The following is a 17,431-nucleotide window of genomic DNA, read 5'->3' as shown; positions in this document are numbered from 1 at the left end:
GATCCTGAACTTGACAATGGACAGGAGGAGGGAACTAATGCGGCCACAAAAACCTTTACACTTCGTGGCGGCTCGTGTGGCAATGGCTCGTTCAACATGCGCGCGGCCAACCGCGGCCATAATTCGCCCGACTACCATTATCGGAGTGTGGGTTTTCGGCTTGCCCGGCACCCACATGTGTAAAGTATTCTGTATTCTGTCGCGTGACGTAAGTACCGCCGTGCAGGTAGCACAGGTATGGCTAGCGGGGGCGCGGCGCGGTGCTGGGGGGATGCAAGGGGGCACCCCCCCTTGCTTGCGCCCGTGGCGCAACGGCGCGGCATGCATCGCTTGCTGGCTCACTTTCATTGGTCGCTATGTGCGCATCGCCTCGGGGTCGCAATGCATACGGGCACCAGGCGCGTGCCATCTTATGCCACGCGCCTGATCTTGGGCGCGGTCACGCGTATGGACGCACCCCAGCTTCTGTGCCAAGGTTCGCCCCCCCGTTGAACGTGCCGTTGGGCGGGTTGGGGTGAGTTCCCAGGTGGGTGGCCTCGCCACTCGTGGGGCTGATCGTTGCGTCGCCACCGTCGGGCAGCTGGATGGGTGCAGCGACGATCGCGTCGTTGCGGTCGCTGGGCTCGTTGGTGTCGCTGAGCAGCAATGAGCGGGCGACGGCGCTCAGGTCGGTGATGGCGGTCTGGATGTCCTGCTGGTGCATGCCGAGCAGATCGGCGTAGAGCTGGGCGCGGGCGATGACCTGCTGGTAGGCGCTGAGCCGCTGCGCAATGGTGCTCGCTTTCACTTGCTTGGCTTTGCGCTGCAGGTCGTTCAGGTCGCTCTGCATCGCCTGGACATCGGCAAGCATCCCGCGATGCACGGCGCGGGCCATGGTGCGGCGGGCGGCGGCTTCGTCCGGGACGCCGAGCAGTTCCACGTAGGGTTCGTGTTCGCCGTCGGTCGGCAACGCTGCCACCAGTTGGCGGAGCCGGAGCAGGGTGGCGTGTTCGCTGACGGGCACGAAGAAGAGGCCGCCTTCGCGCCGGACACAGACAGCCCCGGGGATGGCGTCGATGATCGTGCGGATGAGGTGCGTGAGATCGCCCGCGAGGTGCAGCGTCTGGTAGGTGCGCCAGCGTGGGCGCAGGGCATCCGTGAAGGCGCTCGCTTCGTGTTGGGCCGCGATCACCCCGGTTGCGGCGGTCGTGCAGATGAGGGCCGGTTCGCGGTGCAGCCGTTCGTGCGGGCTGAGCTTTTCCAGCAGAATGCGGGCCTGGGTGCCGTAGCTGAGGCCCAACGCCGCGAAGTCGACGGCTTCGCCCACCAACGCAAAGACGATGTGCTGGCTGCTGCGGGTATTGATCGGGCGTACCAGGTTGCGGATGCCCCCCTTGGGTGGCTGGAGCGGGCTGCCCGTCTGGTGCTGGTCGTCGAGCCAGGCGTAGATGGCGCGTTTGAGCGCCGTGGCATCGGTGGGCAGGGCCGGGGCGAAGGCCCCAAAGCCGGTGGCGTTGAGGTGGTTCAGCAGGTCGTCGTGGCTGACGCGCAGGCCGCGGGTACTCCACCAGACATGATAGCCGAGCAGCGGAATGGTCGTGGTCATGAGCGGACTCCTTTCGTGGTCAAATGATGGATCATGGTGCGTACCGAGGGTGGGATGACGCCAAGCAGGTTCACCGGTGTTGACGCCCAGGCGCGAAGCTTTGCGGTTGCAGGGGCATCGGGTCGGTCGGTCGATGACGATGAGCGGGCAGGGGTGGTGCTCAGAGGGCGAAGAGGCTGCGGAGCACCGGCTGATCGTCTTGCAGGTCGGTGAGCGTGAACAGGTGGTCGCTGAGCGCGGCGAGCACGTCGGCACCCTCGGTGGTGCCAATGAGCACGCTAAAGACCCGCATGCCGCGGGTGGTGCGACGGGTGTGCCACGCCTCGCTGAGTGCAGGGTCAAGGTGCGTCAGGCCATCGGAGAGGCAGATGACGTCGGCGCGGTCGTAGGTGGCCTGATCAATCAGCGTCAGGGCGTGCTGCATCCAGGGTTCAAAGCGCGTGCCACCGCCGTTGAAGTAGTTCAGACACGTGAGCACTTCGCTGGGGGTCGCCTGCCCGTGCGCAAAGGGAAAGACCGCCAGCTCCGGAGTGCCGGCGAAGTGCATGACTACCATGTCGCGGCGTTGCCGGCGGGCGATGGTGAGCAAGGCCAGGGTCACGGCTTTGGCCCAGACCTCCTTGCTGAGGCCGTCGCTGCCGCCAGGCTCAGCCATGCTGCCCGAGGAGTCGAGCGCGACGATGATCGGCCCGCGCCCCTGCCGTTCGTGGCCCACCAGGTCGTACTGCATCAAGCGCTGCTCGGCATAGTGGAGCATGAAGCGGTCTTCCAGCGCGGGTGTGGTGAGCAAGGCGAGCTCGCTCGGCAGCAGGCGTCCGAGGTCGTGGCCGGTGGTGATGCTGGTGAGTTCGTCGGTGGGATGGGCGACCCGACTGGTCTGGACCGCGAGGGCGATCTGGGTGAAGCGGCCACACAGCGTGGCGAGCTGGCGGAGACGTGGGTTCTGGCTGATCTGTTCAGCCAGGGCGAACGTGGTCGGAAGGTCACCTGCTGCGGCCAGTCCGCCCGGCCCCCCATGGCTCGTGCCACCCCCGCCGAAGGCCGCGAGCGCGTGGTGGAGCGTGGTGAGTTCCGCTGCGGCGGTGTCCAGGGCGGCACGACTCGCCCGGCGGGCGGTGGCCGCGCGGGTGGGGGCGGTGGCCTGGAGGGCGTCGGCGAGCGTTGCGGCGGCCTGCTGGGCGGCGGTGGCGGCGGCACGGGCGTGCTGCGCCTCGGCCAGGAGCGGCAGACGCCGCTCGTCACGAGCCTCCTGGGCGAGTTCGGTCAGGGTCGCAGCGCGGTCAAGCCAGGCCGCCGCCGCTGCTTCGTGGGCATGGAGGTCGGCGACCTGGGTACAGGTGGTCGCATCCAGCGATGCCAGGACGGCCCGCGCCAGGCCCATGGTGGCGAGCGCACTGGCCAGTGGGTCGCCGAGCGTCCCTGCGGCGCGGAGGTGCGCCCACTCCACTGTCTGCATGATCTCGCTGAGGATGGGTTCATGCCACTGGTAGGCCGGGCGGAGCGGGGCCACCGGGGCGATCATCGGCGCACGTTTGAAGACGCTCCAGAAGAGATCGGCAACAAGGGCCGGGCCGGTGACGACCTGCGAGGCCGCGTTGGTCACGAGGTTCTGCAGCGCGGCAAGCTGCGCGAGCGTCGTCTGCCACGCCTGGACATCGTAGCCATCGTGGCGCAGCACCTGGCTGCCGTCCTGGATGGCGGTGGGGGCAATGCCGTCGCTGAGCCAGGCGTCCTCGGCGGGGAGGGTCGCGATGGAGCCCGCTGCCTCCAGGAGGGCAGCCTCGTCGCATGGTGCCGGCGGCGACGGCGGCGGCGGCAGAACGGCTGGGTCGGCTGGGGCCTGCGGCGTGGACGAGCAGATGGGCGGCGGCGGCGGCAGGGTGGTCGGCGGGGCATCAGCGGGTACGACATCGGGGAACTCCATTGCATAGCTTCCTTTCGGGATCGATTGACGGACAAGGGTTGGGACGCGGTCACGGGGCCAGGTCGGCCTACAGCACCAGTTCAGCGATCTGCTGACGGAGCGTTTGCACCTGCGTGTGCATGCGCATGAGGCGATCGGTTTTCTGCCCCTGGCTCTGGGCCTGTTCCACGAGCCGGTTGAGTTGCGTGGCGACGGTCTTGAGGCGCGTGGCTCCTTCGACGGCGGCCTGCATCTTGGCCTGATCGTCCTGGTGCGGCTCGCGCTGGGCTGCCATGGTCGCCTCGTGGATACTGAGCGCCTGATCGCTCAGTTCGACGGCGCGGGCGATGAGCGGATGGGCGAGCCGGGCCACGTGACGCCCAATCTCACTGCGCTGCTCCGGCGTCTGCCAGAGCGCCTCGCGCAAGATCGTCAGATCATCCTCCTCCACCTGACCGCGCCCTTCCAGCAGCGCATGCGCCCGCAGGAGATCGAGGCTTTGGCGCCAGCGGCGATCACTGGCGACAATGTGTTTGCCTGCGAGCTCCGTGCGCAACTGGGCAAGGGCGGCAATGATCGGGTCAGGGATGGCAACCTGAGGGACGGCCTGATGGAGCGAGGTCAACGCGGTCGCGCTGATCGTCACGGGTGGCGTGGCGAGGGCGGCGAGGCGAAGCAAGCGCGGAAACGCGGCTTCGGAGACATAGCCCACCATGAAGCGCAGGGCAAAGCGATCCCAGAGCGCCGCGAGCTCATCGCCCTGGGGGAGCTCATTGGCCGCGCCGACGCAGGTCACGAGGGGTACCGGCAGACGAGTCGGGCCATTATCAAAGACGCGCTCGTTGAGCAGGGCGAGCAAGGCATTCAGGATGGCGGAATTCGCCTTGAAGATCTCATCCAGAAACGCAAAGCGAGCTTCGGGGAGTTTGTGGCGCGTGATGCGGCGATACTCGTCCCGCTTGAGGCCGACCACACTAATCGGGCCAAAGAGTTCATCGGGGGTGGTAAAGCGGGTGAGCAACCAGACGAAGGGCTGGGTGGGACTGCCCGGCGTGGTGATGCGTGCGGCGAGACGCTCCACCAGCAGACTCTTGGCCGTCCCTGGAGGCCCCAGCACGGCCACATGCTGCTGGGCCAGGACGGCGACCAGCAAGGTGCGCACGGCGTCATCACGTTCGAGGAAGCGGGCCGCGAGATCCGCTTCAAGGCGTTGGAGCGTGGTCAACGGGCCAGCCAACGGCGTCAGGTCAAGCCCAAGGGTCGGGGTCATAGGTACCTCCTTCAGGGGGAGCGGTCGTGTGCGATTGCCGATTGCCGATTGCCGATTGCCGATTGTCGATGTGCGATGGGGTGCAGCGCATCTGGACGCGTTCAGCATTGCGCTACGGCCCGAAGAGGCCGTCTGGCACGACCCTAGGGGCCAAAGCCCAGGCCGCGTTCCCGCATGCTGACATACTGATTGCCGCCAACGACAAGATGTAGAGTAGGCGCAGGGCGCGTTGCCCACGTTTCCGTGAGTACGTTTCCCCACGCCCCTCTCCGAACCGGACGTGCGCCTTTCAACGCATCCGGCTCTCCAGTCCTACGGTGTTATTCTGGCGAGTTGGCGACTGACTTCGCTCTGTGGGTCGCGTACCTGTCGATGGCAGGTCGCGCAGAGCGTAATCAGGTTATGTAGCTCGTGCGGTCGTCCTGGCTGGTGAGGCCGGAGGTGATGCACTTCTACTCGCCCGCCTTTGCCACAAACTCGGCATTTCCGCCCGTCCCGTGCAAGCACTTCTGCCCGCACTTTCGTCCATTCCTCGCCGTAGAAGTGCGCCCCTCCCCATTCCTTCCCGGCATGCGGGTCGTGGTGGTAGGTGAGATACACTTCGTCTGTCGTGTTCAGGTACGGGTTGGGACGGTGAGCGTACCGCATCCGTTCTATCTTGGTGAGGACGCCAGGGTGATAGAGGGCCATCCCCCCGGCTACCCAGGTGTGATAGCGTCCGGGTTTGCGGTAATACGCTCGGTAGATTGCTCGTATCCGTTGGCGCGTCTTCTTCTGGAGCCAGGTTTCCATTCGCTTGAAGGCGTAGCTGCCTATATAGTCGAAGGTACTACTTGAGGCTTGGTGCCGGTAGTAGTTTGCCCAGCCCTTCAGAAGATAGTTCATCGCCTCGATCTTATCCCTGACCGCATCGAGGGTGGTTCCCCGCTTGGTCATGGCCTTGATCTTGGCTTTGAGCTTCATCACACTTTTCTCACTCGGTCGGATGATCAGGTCGTTTCTGCCGTCTCCGCGGCCTTCGTACCGTTTCACCGTGAAACCGAGGAAGTCGTACCCTTCGGTGACGTGCGTGAGGTGCGTCTTTTCTGCTGATAGCTCCAGCCCCAGCTCGTCGCGGAGGAACGTAGACAGCTCGGCTTTCAGCCGCTCTGCCCCTTCCTTCGTGCCATTCCAAGCCACAACGAAGTCGTCGGCGTACCGCACGTAGAAGGCGTTCCCCTCTTTGCGTTTCCGCCGCTTGTTCTTCTCGTTGTAGTTCAGGCCCGTGTAGTTCTGATAGAACCACGCGTCTATCTCGTGGAGGTAGACGTTCGCGAGGAGCGGCGAGATGATGCCGCCCTGCGGCGTGCCTGCTGGGGATTTCTTGAACAACTCGCCTTCCATGACCCCGGCCCGGAGCATCTGCCAGATGACCCCAAGCAGCTTGGCGTCCTGGATGCGCCGCCGGAGCAGACGCATCAGGATGTTGTGCTGAATGTGGTCGAAGCAGCCGGTGATGTCGCCTTCGACGACCCAATACATCTTCTTTTGACGGGGAGCCGTCGCTTGGAAGAGATGGGCCATCGCGGTGTGACAGCTGCGCCCAGGGCGAAAACCGTGGCTTTCCGGTCGGAAGTCGCTCTCGAAGATGGGCTCGAGGATGGCTTTTGCCATCAGTTGAACCAATCGGTCTACCAGCGTCGGGATACCTAGCGGGCGGCGTTTCCCGTTGGATTTCGGGATATACACCCGGCGCACTGGCTGGTGGTTGTACGTTCCGGCTTTGAGTTGGCCTCGGAGTTCCGCGATGATGTTGTCGCGGTTCTGCTGGGCTGTCCTCTTGTCCATGCCGTCAATGCCAGCGGTGCGCGAGCCGATATTGGTCATGAGCTTGTCGAAGGCCCACGCCATCAGCGGCTCCCAGGTGAGCAGGTCGTACAGCTTCGTGAACCGATGTTCGGGCTTGTCGGTCGCCTTCTTCGCCAGCCTCCGTTGGAGTTCGGAGACCTGCATCCGACACAATTCCGTCGGCATATTCATGTGAATCTCCTAATGACAACAGTGGCCGTAAAACCTGCCGCCCTTCGCCATGTACCGGGCTTTCCCCGGCTCGGACTACTACGGCGGCTCCGCCAGCGTGGGAGTATGTAAGCCGCATACCTGCCGAACCCTTGCGGGTAGCTCCCACGCCTTCCCGTGTTGCGTGCGTAACCGTCGTCGTGTGGAGGTAGACGCGCTCTATTCGCCTGTACCTGCTCCTTGCAGGCTCGACAGCTTCGGTCTGACGTACCTACCAGTCAGACCGCGCCCCTAGATCAGAGGGCCATCCCTTTGCTCGACCTCGCATCAGGTAAGCTGTCTCTCACCCATAGCTCCAGCGTTCGGGGTGAGGCGATGTATGAAGGCGGTTCTACTGAGCGTTCACTTGCGTTCGTCATGTCCACACTCAGCCTTGCGGTCAGGGGTCGGGCTGGATTGCCGCCCGTTCCCGCGTGTTCCCAGGGCTTCAGACCACGGAGGGTATCGCATCCGTCGCCTGCCTGGTTAGGCTCAGGCTTGGTAGGAACCTGTCTCCTTTCGGAGCATTGCTACACACACTTCATGCGCGTATTGCTACGCGCACTTGCACGGCGCACGATCGAGCACTTCGCAGTCGAGGAGCTTCCCGGCCGCGACGAGTTGTCGCGTGAGCAGAATATCCTCGGGGGACGGGGTAGGATCGGTGGAGGGATGATTATGGCCGATGATGATGGCGGTACTATTGATCCGCAAGGGTTCTTTGAAGATCTCGCCGACGCGCACCAGGGCCGTATTGACGGAGCCGCGATAGACACGGGCGAGCTTCTGCACGCGGTTTTTCGTATCGAGGCAGGCCACCCAGAGCTCTTCCTGATCCAGCGCGAGCATCTCGACCATCAAGACCTGGGCGATATCGGTGGGGCAGCGGATTTGCAGGCGGTCATCATAGCTTGCAAGCGTGAGGCGACGCCCGATTTCGAGCGCGGCCTTGAGGTGGGTCGCCCGGCGCGGCGTGCCGAGGCTGGCGGTGACGGAAGACAGATCGGCCCGGAGCAAGCCAACCCAACCGTGGAACGCCTGCAGCGTGGCGGCACAGACCGCGAGATCGTCTTGTCCCGCGACGAGGGCGAGCAATTCGGCGTCACTCAGGGCGGCGGGGCCCGTGGTCGCCAGGCGGGCAGCAGGCTGTTCATGGAGCGGCAGTTCACGAATGCGGGTCATCGGGGCATCTCCTTCGTGATGGGCACATCAAACACAGCCCTGCCACACCAGCCGCGGAGGCGGCTGGTATTTACGGAGGAAGTATGCGGCACGACCCACATGCAAGCGTCCCTGGCGTGGGTGGCGACGATGAGGTGGTTGGTGGCGTTCAACCCTCCGCATCCCTCTCGCCCTGGTGTACCGGTTCGTTCTTCCATGACCCTGGCTAGGCACGCCATGGCATGGCATGGACGGATGCGTGCGGTAACGGCATCACCCTCACGGCGTGCGCTTAGCCGGTGGGCGTGCTTCGATCACGAGCCTGCCGCCTGCCGTGCGCGTGAGGAAACAGGCGTCCACGCGGTCGGCCAGGCGTTCATGGCCTTGCGCCCGCAGGTCGTCGCGGAGGCGACGCAGGGCGTGCTCGTTGACGCCAGTGATCACGGTGGGTTCGACCCAGTGGAGGCAGCGTCCATTGATGAAGAGCGGGCCTTCGAAGAGCGGCATGAGGGTTGCCAGTTCGTGCATTCGTTGCGCACGTCGGGTGGCAAGCGCTTGGAAGCGCGGTTCCAGGTCTTCCATCAACTCACGGGCTAAGGCGGCTGCGGCTTCGTAGGCGGTCAGCATGTCATCTTGCCACAAGCCAAAGGGACTGGTGGCGGATGAGTCATCAGCGGGCCAGCATGGTGCGGTCATCGGAGCGACTCCTTTCGTTCAAACCACCGCGTCGGTCAGGCGCTGGTGGGATGCCTGACCGACGCAGTCGCAGCCCGTGCGGTGGGCATCATCCTGGTGCGGTGGGCACACGTACACGTGCGCCTGGGCGCGGGCGCGGCTTGCCGTGTCCTCCCCTGACCGCACCGGCGGGTGCGGTAGGCCCGTGCTGGATGCGATCGCTTGGGAAAGGGCGCGGCCGCACTGCGGCGGGGAACCCATCAGGCGGTCACGGTCGCACGTAGCCTGCGGACGATGATCACCCAGCTGGGCCCACGCCCTGTGGCCCATTGGCGCGGCCACGCTGCCTGGCAGCGTGGCCGCGCGGTCGGTCAGGCTGTGCGCCGCTGGCGTGCGCTGGGCGAGCGGCGCAGGGCCATGGCAACCTCAGCGGCATCCGCAGCGAGGGCCTGTGCCCGCTCGGTTTCACGCTGGCGTTGCGTGGCGAGCCAGGCCTCTTGCTCAGCTTGCCGCGCCGCGTTGCGCCGCGCGAACTCGTCAGGGGTCACCTCGCGGCGACGGGCATAGGCCACGAGCGCCTCGACCGAGGCCAGCGCCGCTCGGCGGCTCGCGCCACCCGCCCCGCTGAGCTTGGCATTGTAGGCGGCCTCGATCTGCGCCAATTCGTGTTCCAGTTCGTCGTTGTAGGCAGCGTCAGCACGATGCACAAAGGCATCGTATGCCCAGCGGTCGGTGGGGTTGTCTGCCTCGGCGTCGTCGTCCCACCAGGGTCGCTGCGGACGCGCGGCCTGGGCCAGCCTGGCAAAGAAGCGGCGGGTGCCCGCCTGGTGTTGGATCGGTGGCGCCTGACGCAGCCCTTCCGCCGCGGTCTGCTGTGGGCTAAGCACGGCCGTCACGCCAAAGCCGCGCAAGGTCTGGTCAGCGGCCTGCACGGTGCGCTCACGGATGTGCGCGGCGGGGTGACAGTCGAGGTGTTGACGTTGGAGCACGGCATGGTAGCGGTGCGCCGGCTCACGGCCGGTAAAGAGCACGGTGACCAAACGACAGCGGGCGGTGAGCGCTCCGGGCGGCGGGGCGGTGAGGGGAACGGTGTGCCAGTGGATGCCAACACAGAAGCCAATCTCCTGGACGGCCACGGTCGCGAGGTGGTTCATGGTTGCACGAATCTTCATGGGGTCTCCGTAACAGCACAACGCTGACGCCCAGTGCGCCAGCAGGTGCCTGCGGCCCCCACCGCCGCGCTTCCCGAGCCGCCGGCGCGAGCGCAGCCAGGCGGGGCGGCCTCCCCCAGGCCTGGGGGCACAGCCGCCGCCCCGCCGCAGGTGTGCCGCTTCCGGCGAGCGAGGCGCAAGGTGGTATGCTGCGGAGCCCTGCTGCACGCACCTTCCACTCCTTCCGGGCGGGGCGTGGGGGCCTGGTCACCCGCCGCCTCGTGACCAGGCCCCCCACGCAACGATGGGGGCGGGCGGGGCCGCCTGCGGCCCGCCAGGCCCGGCCCGCCCCCCGCCATGCGCCCGGCCCGGCGGGGGTGGGTCCCGCATGGCGGGCGGGTGGCGGCAGCCCCCGTGACCATGCTGCCGCAGGCGCACAATGGATGGCGCGCGCAACGGCAGCGGTGGGGGATCGTGGCCTGGCCTGAGCGGTGCGTGGCCCTCCCTCGTGGGTGGGGTCGTGCGGCGTCGGGGCCTCGGCATCAGGTTGCGGGGTTCCTCGCCTAGCCCGGGCTTGAGCCTGCCAGGGCGCGGGCACCTCCGTTGGGGCAGGCCACGCGGCAGCGTCGTCCGCCGGATGGCGGCGACCACCCTGCGCAGGGGCGCAGGTGGGGCGGGCGGGCTCGATGCCTGCCCGCCGCACGGCAGGCCGCAACCATGTGCGGCCTGCGTATCAGCCTGCTAGCCCGGCAGCGGGTGAGGACGAAGGAGGCGCAGATCTTCCTTCAGCTACGCCATATGAGACAATACGCGCATGCGTTGTGATCAGCATGACCCAAGCAAGCTGCCATGAGGATCGAAATGATCTCCATAGGTGGTAACCGTGTTCCTTGCCCTGATCGGCTCCTGGATCACGAAACGCAATGAGTGAGCATTAGTGCGCAGAAAAGAGCGTTGAGAACTGATCAACCGCATGCTGAACGAATGTTATGGCCCCTTGTAGGTTGCATCGAAGGCAGGCGCGATGTTCCTCCAAGCACTGCGCGCGAAGCTTGACACAAACGATCTCTTCGCCCCAGATCAGACCCCTGATGCAGCAACCCTCGCCGCATGGCGCGTGTGGGTCATCCATGTTTTTGTTCCCCTCAATCAGATCAGCGAAGACCTGATTATCCACAAAGCGCAGCTCATTAAAGCGCAGCTCATTCGTGAAAAAGAGAGGCCGGCCTGTCTCCTGAGATGTATCGTCCATGCATCAGCCTACAAAGCCATGGTGGCAACCTGGGAACAAGGTGATCGAACAGAGTACCTTCCGATCCGTGACGGCTCCCAGGGATCAAGCACCTGGGCTTCAGAGTGTGCCGCCCCACACGCATACGACTACAAACGAAGTTGCTGGAGACCCCGATGCAGAATGTTGAGCGCCGCATTATGATCCCGATCCAATACCAGCCCGCAGTGCGGACAGGCGTGGGTGCGGTCGCTCAACGTCTTCTTCACGCGTTCGCCGCAGGACGAGCATCGTTGAGAGGTGTACGCGGGGTCTACCAACACCACCGTGCGTCCAGCTTCTTCCGCTTTGACGCACGTCATGCTGACAAACTGGCTCCACGCCACATCTCGAATGCTTTTGCGCATCCCACGGCTGCGCCCCATCTCCAGTGGGGCCAAATCCTCAAGGGCAATCACTTGATAGGTGTTTACCATCACGCGACTGAGCTTGTGAGCAAAATCGGTGCGCCGGTTTGCAATTCGCTCGTGAATGTGAGCGACTGCTCGCTTTCGTTTGCGGTACGCAACCCAGTCTTGTTGGTTCTTCGCATCACTCAATCGTTGCTGAACACGCGCCAGATCTGCCTCGTCCTTGCGGTAGAACCGAGGATTAGGAACCGTTCCGCCGCTGGATGTGGTGAGAAACGACGCCAGTCCCACGTCAATGCCGACGATCTTGTCTACCGGATGCAGTTTGTTCGCTTCCGTTTCGCACGAGAAGCAGGCGTACCACTTGCCGGTTGGCGACCGCTGGAGTGTGACCGTCTTGGGTGCGCCTTCCACCGGGCGATGCAACACGACATGCACCGCGCCGACTTTCGAGAGGATCAGCCGCTCGCCGTCCAGTCGCACACCGTTCCCGTACTGCGGATAGGTGATCGAGTCGTACCGACCGAAGCTTTTAAACCTGGGATAGCCCGGATTTTCGCCCGCTTTTACCCGACGAAAGAAGGCTTGGAATGCGAGATCCACCCTGATGTTTACGTTTTGAAGGACTTGACTATGCACCAACGTGAGCGACGGACGAGTCATCTTCCAGACCGGCAGCATCATTTGCGTGTCGTACAACCGAAGCGACTCGCCTCGTTCCTCGTACGCCCGCTTGCGTTCGGCAAGCGTCTCGTTATACACCCAACGACACTCCTCAAGCTGCTGCTCAAGGATGCGTCGTTGGCCGTTCGTGAGGTAGATGCGGTATTTGAAACTCTTTCGCATAGGTTAAGCATAGCACGTCCTTGTTTAAAACGCAAATTTGTGCTAGTCTGGGCTAAAGCCGCTCAAGCGGGTGAAGCCCTTCTCTCCCAGGGCTAAAGCTCCTGGGTTTTACGGGCTATTTCCATAAAATCCCAAGGGAGTTAGATGACTACGCGACCAAGTCGTACCAGGAACTCAAAGCACAGCAAGCCATGCTTATCGGATCTTCTTCCTAGGGAGCCTGGGTAGGTGGGCCGATCAGCCACGGTGCTTTAGACGTAGCTCAGCGCAGCCGCTCCTCAAGCACGGACAAACGATGGGCGCAGAATCGCCACAGAAAGGGAAGGTCGTCGATGTCGGATACGCTCCTCATTGCGTTGATCAGCCTGGCTAGTTCCGTGACGACAGCGATCATTACGGCCATTATTGGGCCACTGGTGGTCAAGTTTATCGAGCGTTCGTCGGCCCACTCCGCAACCTCCGCAACCGTTCCGGTTACGCGCCCATGGTGGCAATTCGCGTTGCTGGGAGCCGTCATCGGAGCCTTGGTGGCTGTGGTGCCATTGGTTCTGTATACCTACTTCAACCGTGATGCGGCAACCCAACCCATACGGACACAGACGGTTGCTTACTACACCTTCGAGCAACCAGTTGATCTGAAGCTCTGGGCATCGGGCGATGGAGCTTCGTCTAATCAACAGATTGAACTGCGTGACCCAGGATTTACTGGGCGCAGAGCGCTCAGTTTTTCAGCCCCAATTTCATCGACCGAAGAGTTTGATCTGCATGCCATTCATGTCCTGGACAATGTACCGCAACCGCCACGCTTTCAGGCCAATGCCATTGTGGCCCGGGTCTACTGGCCAGCATACACAGGGGTGCGCATAACGTATGCCGTACTCTGCGTGCGTCCTGATGGTGGTGAATATATCTGCGAAGGGCTTCCCCAAACACCGGGTCGTTGGCAGACCATTGCCTTCAATTTGCGTGAAAATGCCACCACCGATCTGTTAGGTCTGGCGGTGCTTGCTCGGTTTGAAAAAACGTCCAGTGAGGCCCCACTCACCATGCAATTCCTGATCGATGATCTTGAAATCTGGTCAGAACGTTCCCTCGTATCACGTCCGCAAGAATGAGGCGATGATGGCGCAGTCACGTTGAAACCAAAGAGGGCGGGCTACCTTCCACCTGTGCTAGCTGCTGTCGAGGCGATCACGTTGTTCCCAGAGACCTTGATGCGCCAAGGTTATCGCCAGGAAGTTTGGCTGAAACGTTTGCGCTTCACCAAGCGTAACTGCCGTCGATCACCGTCCGCCTGATGGCCCGCCCACGCGGGCCATGCCCTCCCGCCCCCAGGAGCGTGGGTTTGGGCGCGGCGGGGGCGGGCCAGGGTGGGGGCGGGCCGGGGTGGGGGCAGGCCAGGGTGGGCAAGGACGGGTTCAAAAGGACGGGTTCAAAAGGGATCTGGTTGCGGGCTGCAACAAGGGGGCGTCATATGACGCTCCCTCACTTCGAACCAGGCATCCCGTCGCGCAGCACCTCCGCAATGACATCGCCGTGGCATGGCAGCGGGGCGCACCAGCAAACGAGCCGCAGCGGGTGCTGGTGCGCCCGCGCACGGAGCCGTTGGAGTTCGTCGTATACGCGATTTCCCGGCCCGGCGGCCACGTGCGTCTGCAACCAGGTGCGGTAGCGCGCAATGACTTCTGCCCGCGTGCCGTCGCGTCCGATGACAAAGGGGTTGCCAAGCGGCGAGGGTCGCCCGATGTAATGATCGCCTGGCTGCGCCGTGATCGCCCGTTGATGGACAACCGTGATCCGTCGATGCTGTCCCATCTCAGTGTTCCTCCTGATCGCCAACCGCCCCTCTGGCGGCAGATCCAGCGTGCGGCCTCATCACCACCGCAAGGTGGTACCCGTTGGAGCACGTGCGCCTTGCGTGACGACACGTGTAACTGATGCGAGCGGGTGATCGCCCTTCCGCCCGTTGTTCCCTGTGCCCACCGCGGGATCTGATCGCGGCCCATGTGCCCTGCTCGCGCAGCGCACGGCCCTGCGCATCCGCCTGGCGTGCCTCGACGCGGCGGCGTTGCAGTACCCTGCGGTCTCCCTGGAAGCGCAGCGGGGGCTGAGCCTGAATAGGGCCTCTGCCCGCGATGTGTTGGCCCCACTGCTGCCCTGGGGATGGCCCTCAGAAGTTGGCTGAAGAGGGTGTGGATATGTCCTAGGAGCGCGAGCGGCTTGCCCACGCTCCCAGGATAGCGCACGACTCCTTCGCCCGATCAGGCCTTTTCAGCCAGCCTCTCCGGTCTCGAGGCTGACCTGGCCGGTCATGCCCAGGCTGACCGTGCGAGCGGATGAGCCACTTGCGCGGTCGTGGACACCATCAAGCCGCCTGCGGTGCGCGACCGATCAGGCAGCCCCAGTCCGTCGTGGCCTGTACTGGATGGCCTCGGCCACGTGTGCTGGTCTGATCGCCTCGGCCCCTGCGAGGTCGGCAATGGTACGGGCGAGCCGGAGCACGTTGTGGTAGGCGGCGGCAGAGAGGGCGAGTTGGCGCATCGCAGCTTTCAGCAAGCTCTGGCCTGCGCCGTCGAGGGTGCAGTGGGTACGGATATCGGCCGGACTCAACTGGGCGTTGACCCGCCAGCCATCGCTGCCCCCGGCGCGCTGGGCCTGGATGCGCCAGGCTGCGGTCACCCGCGCCCGCACCGCAGCCGAGGCCTCTGCCAGCCGCGAGGTGCTGAGGCGCTCATAGCTTATGCGAGGCACCTCAACGTGGATGGCCCAGTGCTCTCGGAGGTGCGCGGGGAGCTTGGCCTGCCAGCGGGCGATCAGGGCCGGTGAGCAGTGGCACACCTGCGCGGCATCGCCGTGCCAACCGCAGGGGCACGGGCGCGTGGTGGCGACCAGCATCGTGTTGGCAGGCACGTTCGTCGTGCCGGTCGCGGTTGCCAGGGTGACCACACCGGTGTCGAGCACCGACACCAACCGGGGCACATGCTTCGCGAAGGCGTGGATGTCATCGAGGATGAGAACGCCGCCGTCGGCCTGGCTGACCAGGCCCGGACGCACCACGCGACCGGCCCTGCTGCCGAAGAGGGTTCTGGCCGAGCAGGTCACGCTCGGGGCATACACGGGGCGGGACGATGCCTCGGGGCCTGGTGGGACAATGCCCCCGATCGTGCGGGCCAGCAAGCTCTTGCCAGCTCCAGGGGCACCGGTGAGCACGATCGCGTGCCCACCGGCGGCGGCGACTTCCAGTGCTCGCTTGACATGCTCCTGGCCGCAGACGTGCTGGAGATCAACCGGCGGGATCGAGGCGGACACACCATCATTCATAGGGGGCTCCTTTCAGGTCAGGCTTTCATGATCGCACGCCCCCCACACCGCGCCACGGGCGCGGTACGCTGCCGCTGCGGCTGAGGACGGTGTTCAGGAAGGCACGTTGGGCGCGGGGTAACCGAGGAACTGCCAATGCAGGCCTCGTTGGCGTCGTTGACGACGGGACGCGTGCGTATGATGCGAACCCATGCGGTGGAACCGCATGGTTCGGGCCTCCCATCGTTGCCCCATGCGCTCCTGCTACCTGGTCTCCGCACCGAGATCGGCATAAAGGGTTGGCAGATCCACCATGATCCCGCCCTGCGCACGTAGCAGGGCGTGGGCCTCAGGCGTTGCCCCAGCTCGGGCAAAGAGCGCCGGTATGACCCGCCACCCGGCACCTCCTTCCGGCAGTGCGGCAACGGTGTGGGGGATGGTGTGCTCCATGAGATGACGCACGAGTTGGCGATTGATCGCATCGGTGCTCCATTTGCATTCACCGATCAGGATCGTCCGTTCACGCCAACTCACCGCCACCACATCCGCCTGCACGCTGCGACTCCAGTGGCTCCCGATCACCTCAGGTGTCAACGGCAGTGCCCCACGCAGGCCTTGCGTGAACACCCAGGTGCGAGCCAGTTCTTCCCAGGCCGTCTGCCCCACAAAGGCCCGGAGCCCGGCTTGGATCTGGGTGAGCACCTGATCGGGTTGATAGGTAATCTCGGCCTGATGCGGCCGGAGGAAGCGAAAATAAAACCGGTGGAATGGATCGATCAGGTGATACCGCCCCTGCTTGGAGCGTGCCTGCAAGGCTGGCGGGACGGTCGCGGGGATGCGCCGCTCAACCAGCCGCAACTCTTGCAGCACACCCAGATACTTGGTGAGGTTGGTTGGAGCAATGATCGTGGCATTGGCGATCTCCTTCAAGGCATGAGCACCCTCGCCAAGCGCGTTCAAGACGGTCAGATAGGTACGGATATCACGCACCTCGTCGGCCAGTAACAGTTCAATTTCAGCCAGGGCCATGCTGATCGGTGCGAGAATCGCCTGACGGATGTTCGCACTCAGCCCGACCTGAGGGCGAAACCAAGCGAGATACTGAGGGACGCCACCGAGGATCGCATAAGCAGCCACCTGAGCCTCAGGACTCCAGTCAGGAAAGAAGTCGCGCAGGGCACCGAATGGCAAGGGTTGGAGATAATACTGAGCGGTGAGACGCCCAAAGAGGGGTGTTTGGCGACTGAGCAGCGTTTCCATGGTGCGGATGTGGGAGCCGCAGAGCACGAGGATCAGGTTGCGCTGCTGGAAATGCAGATCCCAGGCATACTGGAGTGCGGAGAGCATGGCACCATCAGCTTCGACGGCCCAAGGCAATTCATCGAGGATGAGGATGCGGCGATCATCACGGACAAGGGTCGCCACATCGTCCCACAGATCAGACCAACTGGCGAAGGCCGGGCCGGTGGCGGAGGGCGGTCGTCCGCGGAGGATCGCAGCCAGGCGGCGCCGCTGCAGTTCTGCCGACTCCTTCTGGGCCATCCAATAGCTCCAGGGGAGGCCGCTGCGGCTTGCCCATTCGCGTAACAACGCGGTCTTGCCAACGCGGCGGCGGCCGTAGAGCAGCAACAATTCACTCTGCTTGCGCTCAAGCAACGTCTGGAGCATGGCTAGTTCAGCGGTGCGATCAACAAACACTGGTCACCTCCCCGAAAAAGAGACATCGCTTCAGTATTATACTCGTGCAATGTCTCTTTTGCGAAGGGGCGCGTACCAGGGCCAGCCACCCGCGTACGGCGCGGCCTCGTGTCATACTGCGCACCCGTGGCGGCGGCGGTATGACCGCCTTCGTGAGGAGTGCT

14 protein-coding genes are annotated in these 17,431 nt (G+C 64.2%); 3 read left to right on the top strand and 11 right to left on the bottom strand.

What is annotated here, in order from left to right:
* Positions 1-183, top strand: a 183-nt coding sequence (locus tag A9Q02_RS24620) for a hypothetical protein (protein WP_216361498.1), incomplete at its 5' end; no start/stop codon positions are given.
* A gap of 256 nt (positions 184-439) precedes the next feature.
* Here the strand turns inward: A9Q02_RS24620 and A9Q02_RS10485 are convergent.
* The 7 genes from A9Q02_RS10485 to A9Q02_RS10455 form a co-directional block, all read right to left on the bottom strand.
* Positions 440-1,585: a DUF6744 family protein gene (locus A9Q02_RS10485; RefSeq protein WP_097652871.1), complete on the bottom strand. Its 1,146-nt coding sequence runs from the start codon at positions 1,583-1,585 to the stop codon at positions 440-442.
* Between the two features lie 160 nt (positions 1,586-1,745).
* Positions 1,746-3,509: a VWA domain-containing protein gene (locus A9Q02_RS10480; protein ID WP_097652869.1), complete on the bottom strand. Its 1,764-nt coding sequence runs from the start codon at positions 3,507-3,509 to the stop codon at positions 1,746-1,748.
* A gap of 67 nt (positions 3,510-3,576) precedes the next feature.
* Positions 3,577-4,758, bottom strand: coding sequence for an AAA family ATPase (locus A9Q02_RS10475; RefSeq protein WP_172450862.1), 1,182 nt, complete (start codon positions 4,756-4,758; stop codon positions 3,577-3,579).
* A gap of 312 nt (positions 4,759-5,070) precedes the next feature.
* The gene (gene ltrA / locus A9Q02_RS10470; RefSeq protein WP_097652865.1) at positions 5,071-6,777 is read right to left on the bottom strand and encodes a group II intron reverse transcriptase/maturase; all 1,707 of its coding nucleotides are present in this window, start codon (positions 6,775-6,777) and stop codon (positions 5,071-5,073) included.
* A 573-nt stretch (positions 6,778-7,350) separates the two neighbouring features.
* Positions 7,351-7,977, bottom strand: a complete 627-nt coding sequence (locus tag A9Q02_RS10465; RefSeq protein WP_097652863.1) for a JAB domain-containing protein — start codon at positions 7,975-7,977, stop codon at positions 7,351-7,353.
* 258 nt (positions 7,978-8,235) lie between these two features.
* Complete coding sequence (locus A9Q02_RS10460) at positions 8,236-8,652, bottom strand: hypothetical protein (RefSeq protein WP_097652861.1); 417 nt, start codon at positions 8,650-8,652, stop codon at positions 8,236-8,238.
* A 350-nt stretch (positions 8,653-9,002) separates the two neighbouring features.
* Positions 9,003-9,803, bottom strand: coding sequence for a hypothetical protein (locus A9Q02_RS10455; protein WP_097652859.1), 801 nt, complete (start codon positions 9,801-9,803; stop codon positions 9,003-9,005).
* Between A9Q02_RS10455 and A9Q02_RS23705 the strand changes: the two genes are divergently transcribed.
* On the top strand, positions 9,788-10,270 hold the full coding sequence (locus A9Q02_RS23705; RefSeq protein WP_141508840.1) for a hypothetical protein: 483 nt from the start codon (positions 9,788-9,790) through the stop codon (positions 10,268-10,270). The two genes, A9Q02_RS10455 and A9Q02_RS23705, sit on opposite strands and share 16 nt — an antisense overlap.
* An 892-nt stretch (positions 10,271-11,162) precedes the next feature.
* Here the strand turns inward: A9Q02_RS23705 and A9Q02_RS10445 are convergent.
* The gene (locus A9Q02_RS10445; protein ID WP_097652855.1) at positions 11,163-12,269 is read right to left on the bottom strand and encodes an RNA-guided endonuclease InsQ/TnpB family protein; all 1,107 of its coding nucleotides are present in this window, start codon (positions 12,267-12,269) and stop codon (positions 11,163-11,165) included.
* Positions 12,270-12,601: 332 nt separating this feature from the next.
* On the opposite strand from A9Q02_RS10445, the gene A9Q02_RS10440 reads away from it, so the two are divergent.
* Positions 12,602-13,384, top strand: a complete 783-nt coding sequence (locus A9Q02_RS10440; RefSeq protein ID WP_097652853.1) for a hypothetical protein — start codon at positions 12,602-12,604, stop codon at positions 13,382-13,384.
* Positions 13,385-13,754: 370 nt separating this feature from the next.
* Here A9Q02_RS10440 and A9Q02_RS10435 read toward each other — a convergent pair whose 3' ends face one another.
* The 3 genes from A9Q02_RS10435 to A9Q02_RS10425 all read right to left on the bottom strand — a co-directional run bounded on the left by A9Q02_RS10435 (position 13,755) and on the right by A9Q02_RS10425 (position 17,267).
* A complete protein-coding gene (locus A9Q02_RS10435) occupies positions 13,755-14,084 on the bottom strand; it encodes a DUF4326 domain-containing protein (RefSeq protein WP_097652851.1) in 330 nt (109 codons plus the stop codon).
* Between the two features lie 576 nt (positions 14,085-14,660).
* The gene (locus A9Q02_RS10430; protein WP_097652849.1) at positions 14,661-15,590 is read right to left on the bottom strand and encodes an ATP-binding protein; all 930 of its coding nucleotides are present in this window, start codon (positions 15,588-15,590) and stop codon (positions 14,661-14,663) included.
* Positions 15,591-15,833: 243 nt separating this feature from the next.
* Complete coding sequence (locus tag A9Q02_RS10425; RefSeq protein WP_097652847.1) at positions 15,834-17,267, bottom strand: ATP-binding protein; 1,434 nt, start codon at positions 17,265-17,267, stop codon at positions 15,834-15,836.
* Between the last annotated feature and the right edge of the window lie 164 nt (positions 17,268-17,431).

This window comes from Candidatus Chloroploca asiatica (assembly GCF_002532075.1).
Lineage (GTDB): Bacteria > Chloroflexota > Chloroflexia > Chloroflexales > Chloroflexaceae > Chloroploca > Chloroploca asiatica.
This window is presented reverse-complemented; position numbering and strand designations above follow the sequence as displayed.

Excerpts from the sequence above, each read along its gene's own strand:
- A9Q02_RS10485 (WP_097652871.1), bottom strand. The coding sequence starts at position 1,585 with ATGACCACGACCATTCCGCTGCTCGGCTATCATGTCTGGTGGAGTACC.
- A9Q02_RS10480 (WP_097652869.1), bottom strand. The coding sequence starts at position 3,509 with ATGGAGTTCCCCGATGTCGTACCCGCTGATGCCCCGCCGACCACCCTG.
- A9Q02_RS10475 (WP_172450862.1), bottom strand. The coding sequence starts at position 4,758 with ATGACCCCGACCCTTGGGCTTGACCTGACGCCGTTGGCTGGCCCGTTG.
- ltrA (WP_097652865.1), bottom strand. The coding sequence starts at position 6,777 with ATGAATATGCCGACGGAATTGTGTCGGATGCAGGTCTCCGAACTCCAA.
- A9Q02_RS10465 (WP_097652863.1), bottom strand. The coding sequence starts at position 7,977 with ATGACCCGCATTCGTGAACTGCCGCTCCATGAACAGCCTGCTGCCCGC.
- A9Q02_RS10460 (WP_097652861.1), bottom strand. The coding sequence starts at position 8,652 with ATGACCGCACCATGCTGGCCCGCTGATGACTCATCCGCCACCAGTCCC.
- A9Q02_RS10455 (WP_097652859.1), bottom strand. The coding sequence starts at position 9,803 with ATGAAGATTCGTGCAACCATGAACCACCTCGCGACCGTGGCCGTCCAG.
- A9Q02_RS10445 (WP_097652855.1), bottom strand. The coding sequence starts at position 12,269 with ATGCGAAAGAGTTTCAAATACCGCATCTACCTCACGAACGGCCAACGA.
- A9Q02_RS10440 (WP_097652853.1), top strand. The coding sequence starts at position 12,602 with ATGTCGGATACGCTCCTCATTGCGTTGATCAGCCTGGCTAGTTCCGTG.
- A9Q02_RS10435 (WP_097652851.1), bottom strand. The coding sequence starts at position 14,084 with ATGGGACAGCATCGACGGATCACGGTTGTCCATCAACGGGCGATCACG.
- A9Q02_RS10430 (WP_097652849.1), bottom strand. The coding sequence starts at position 15,590 with ATGAATGATGGTGTGTCCGCCTCGATCCCGCCGGTTGATCTCCAGCAC.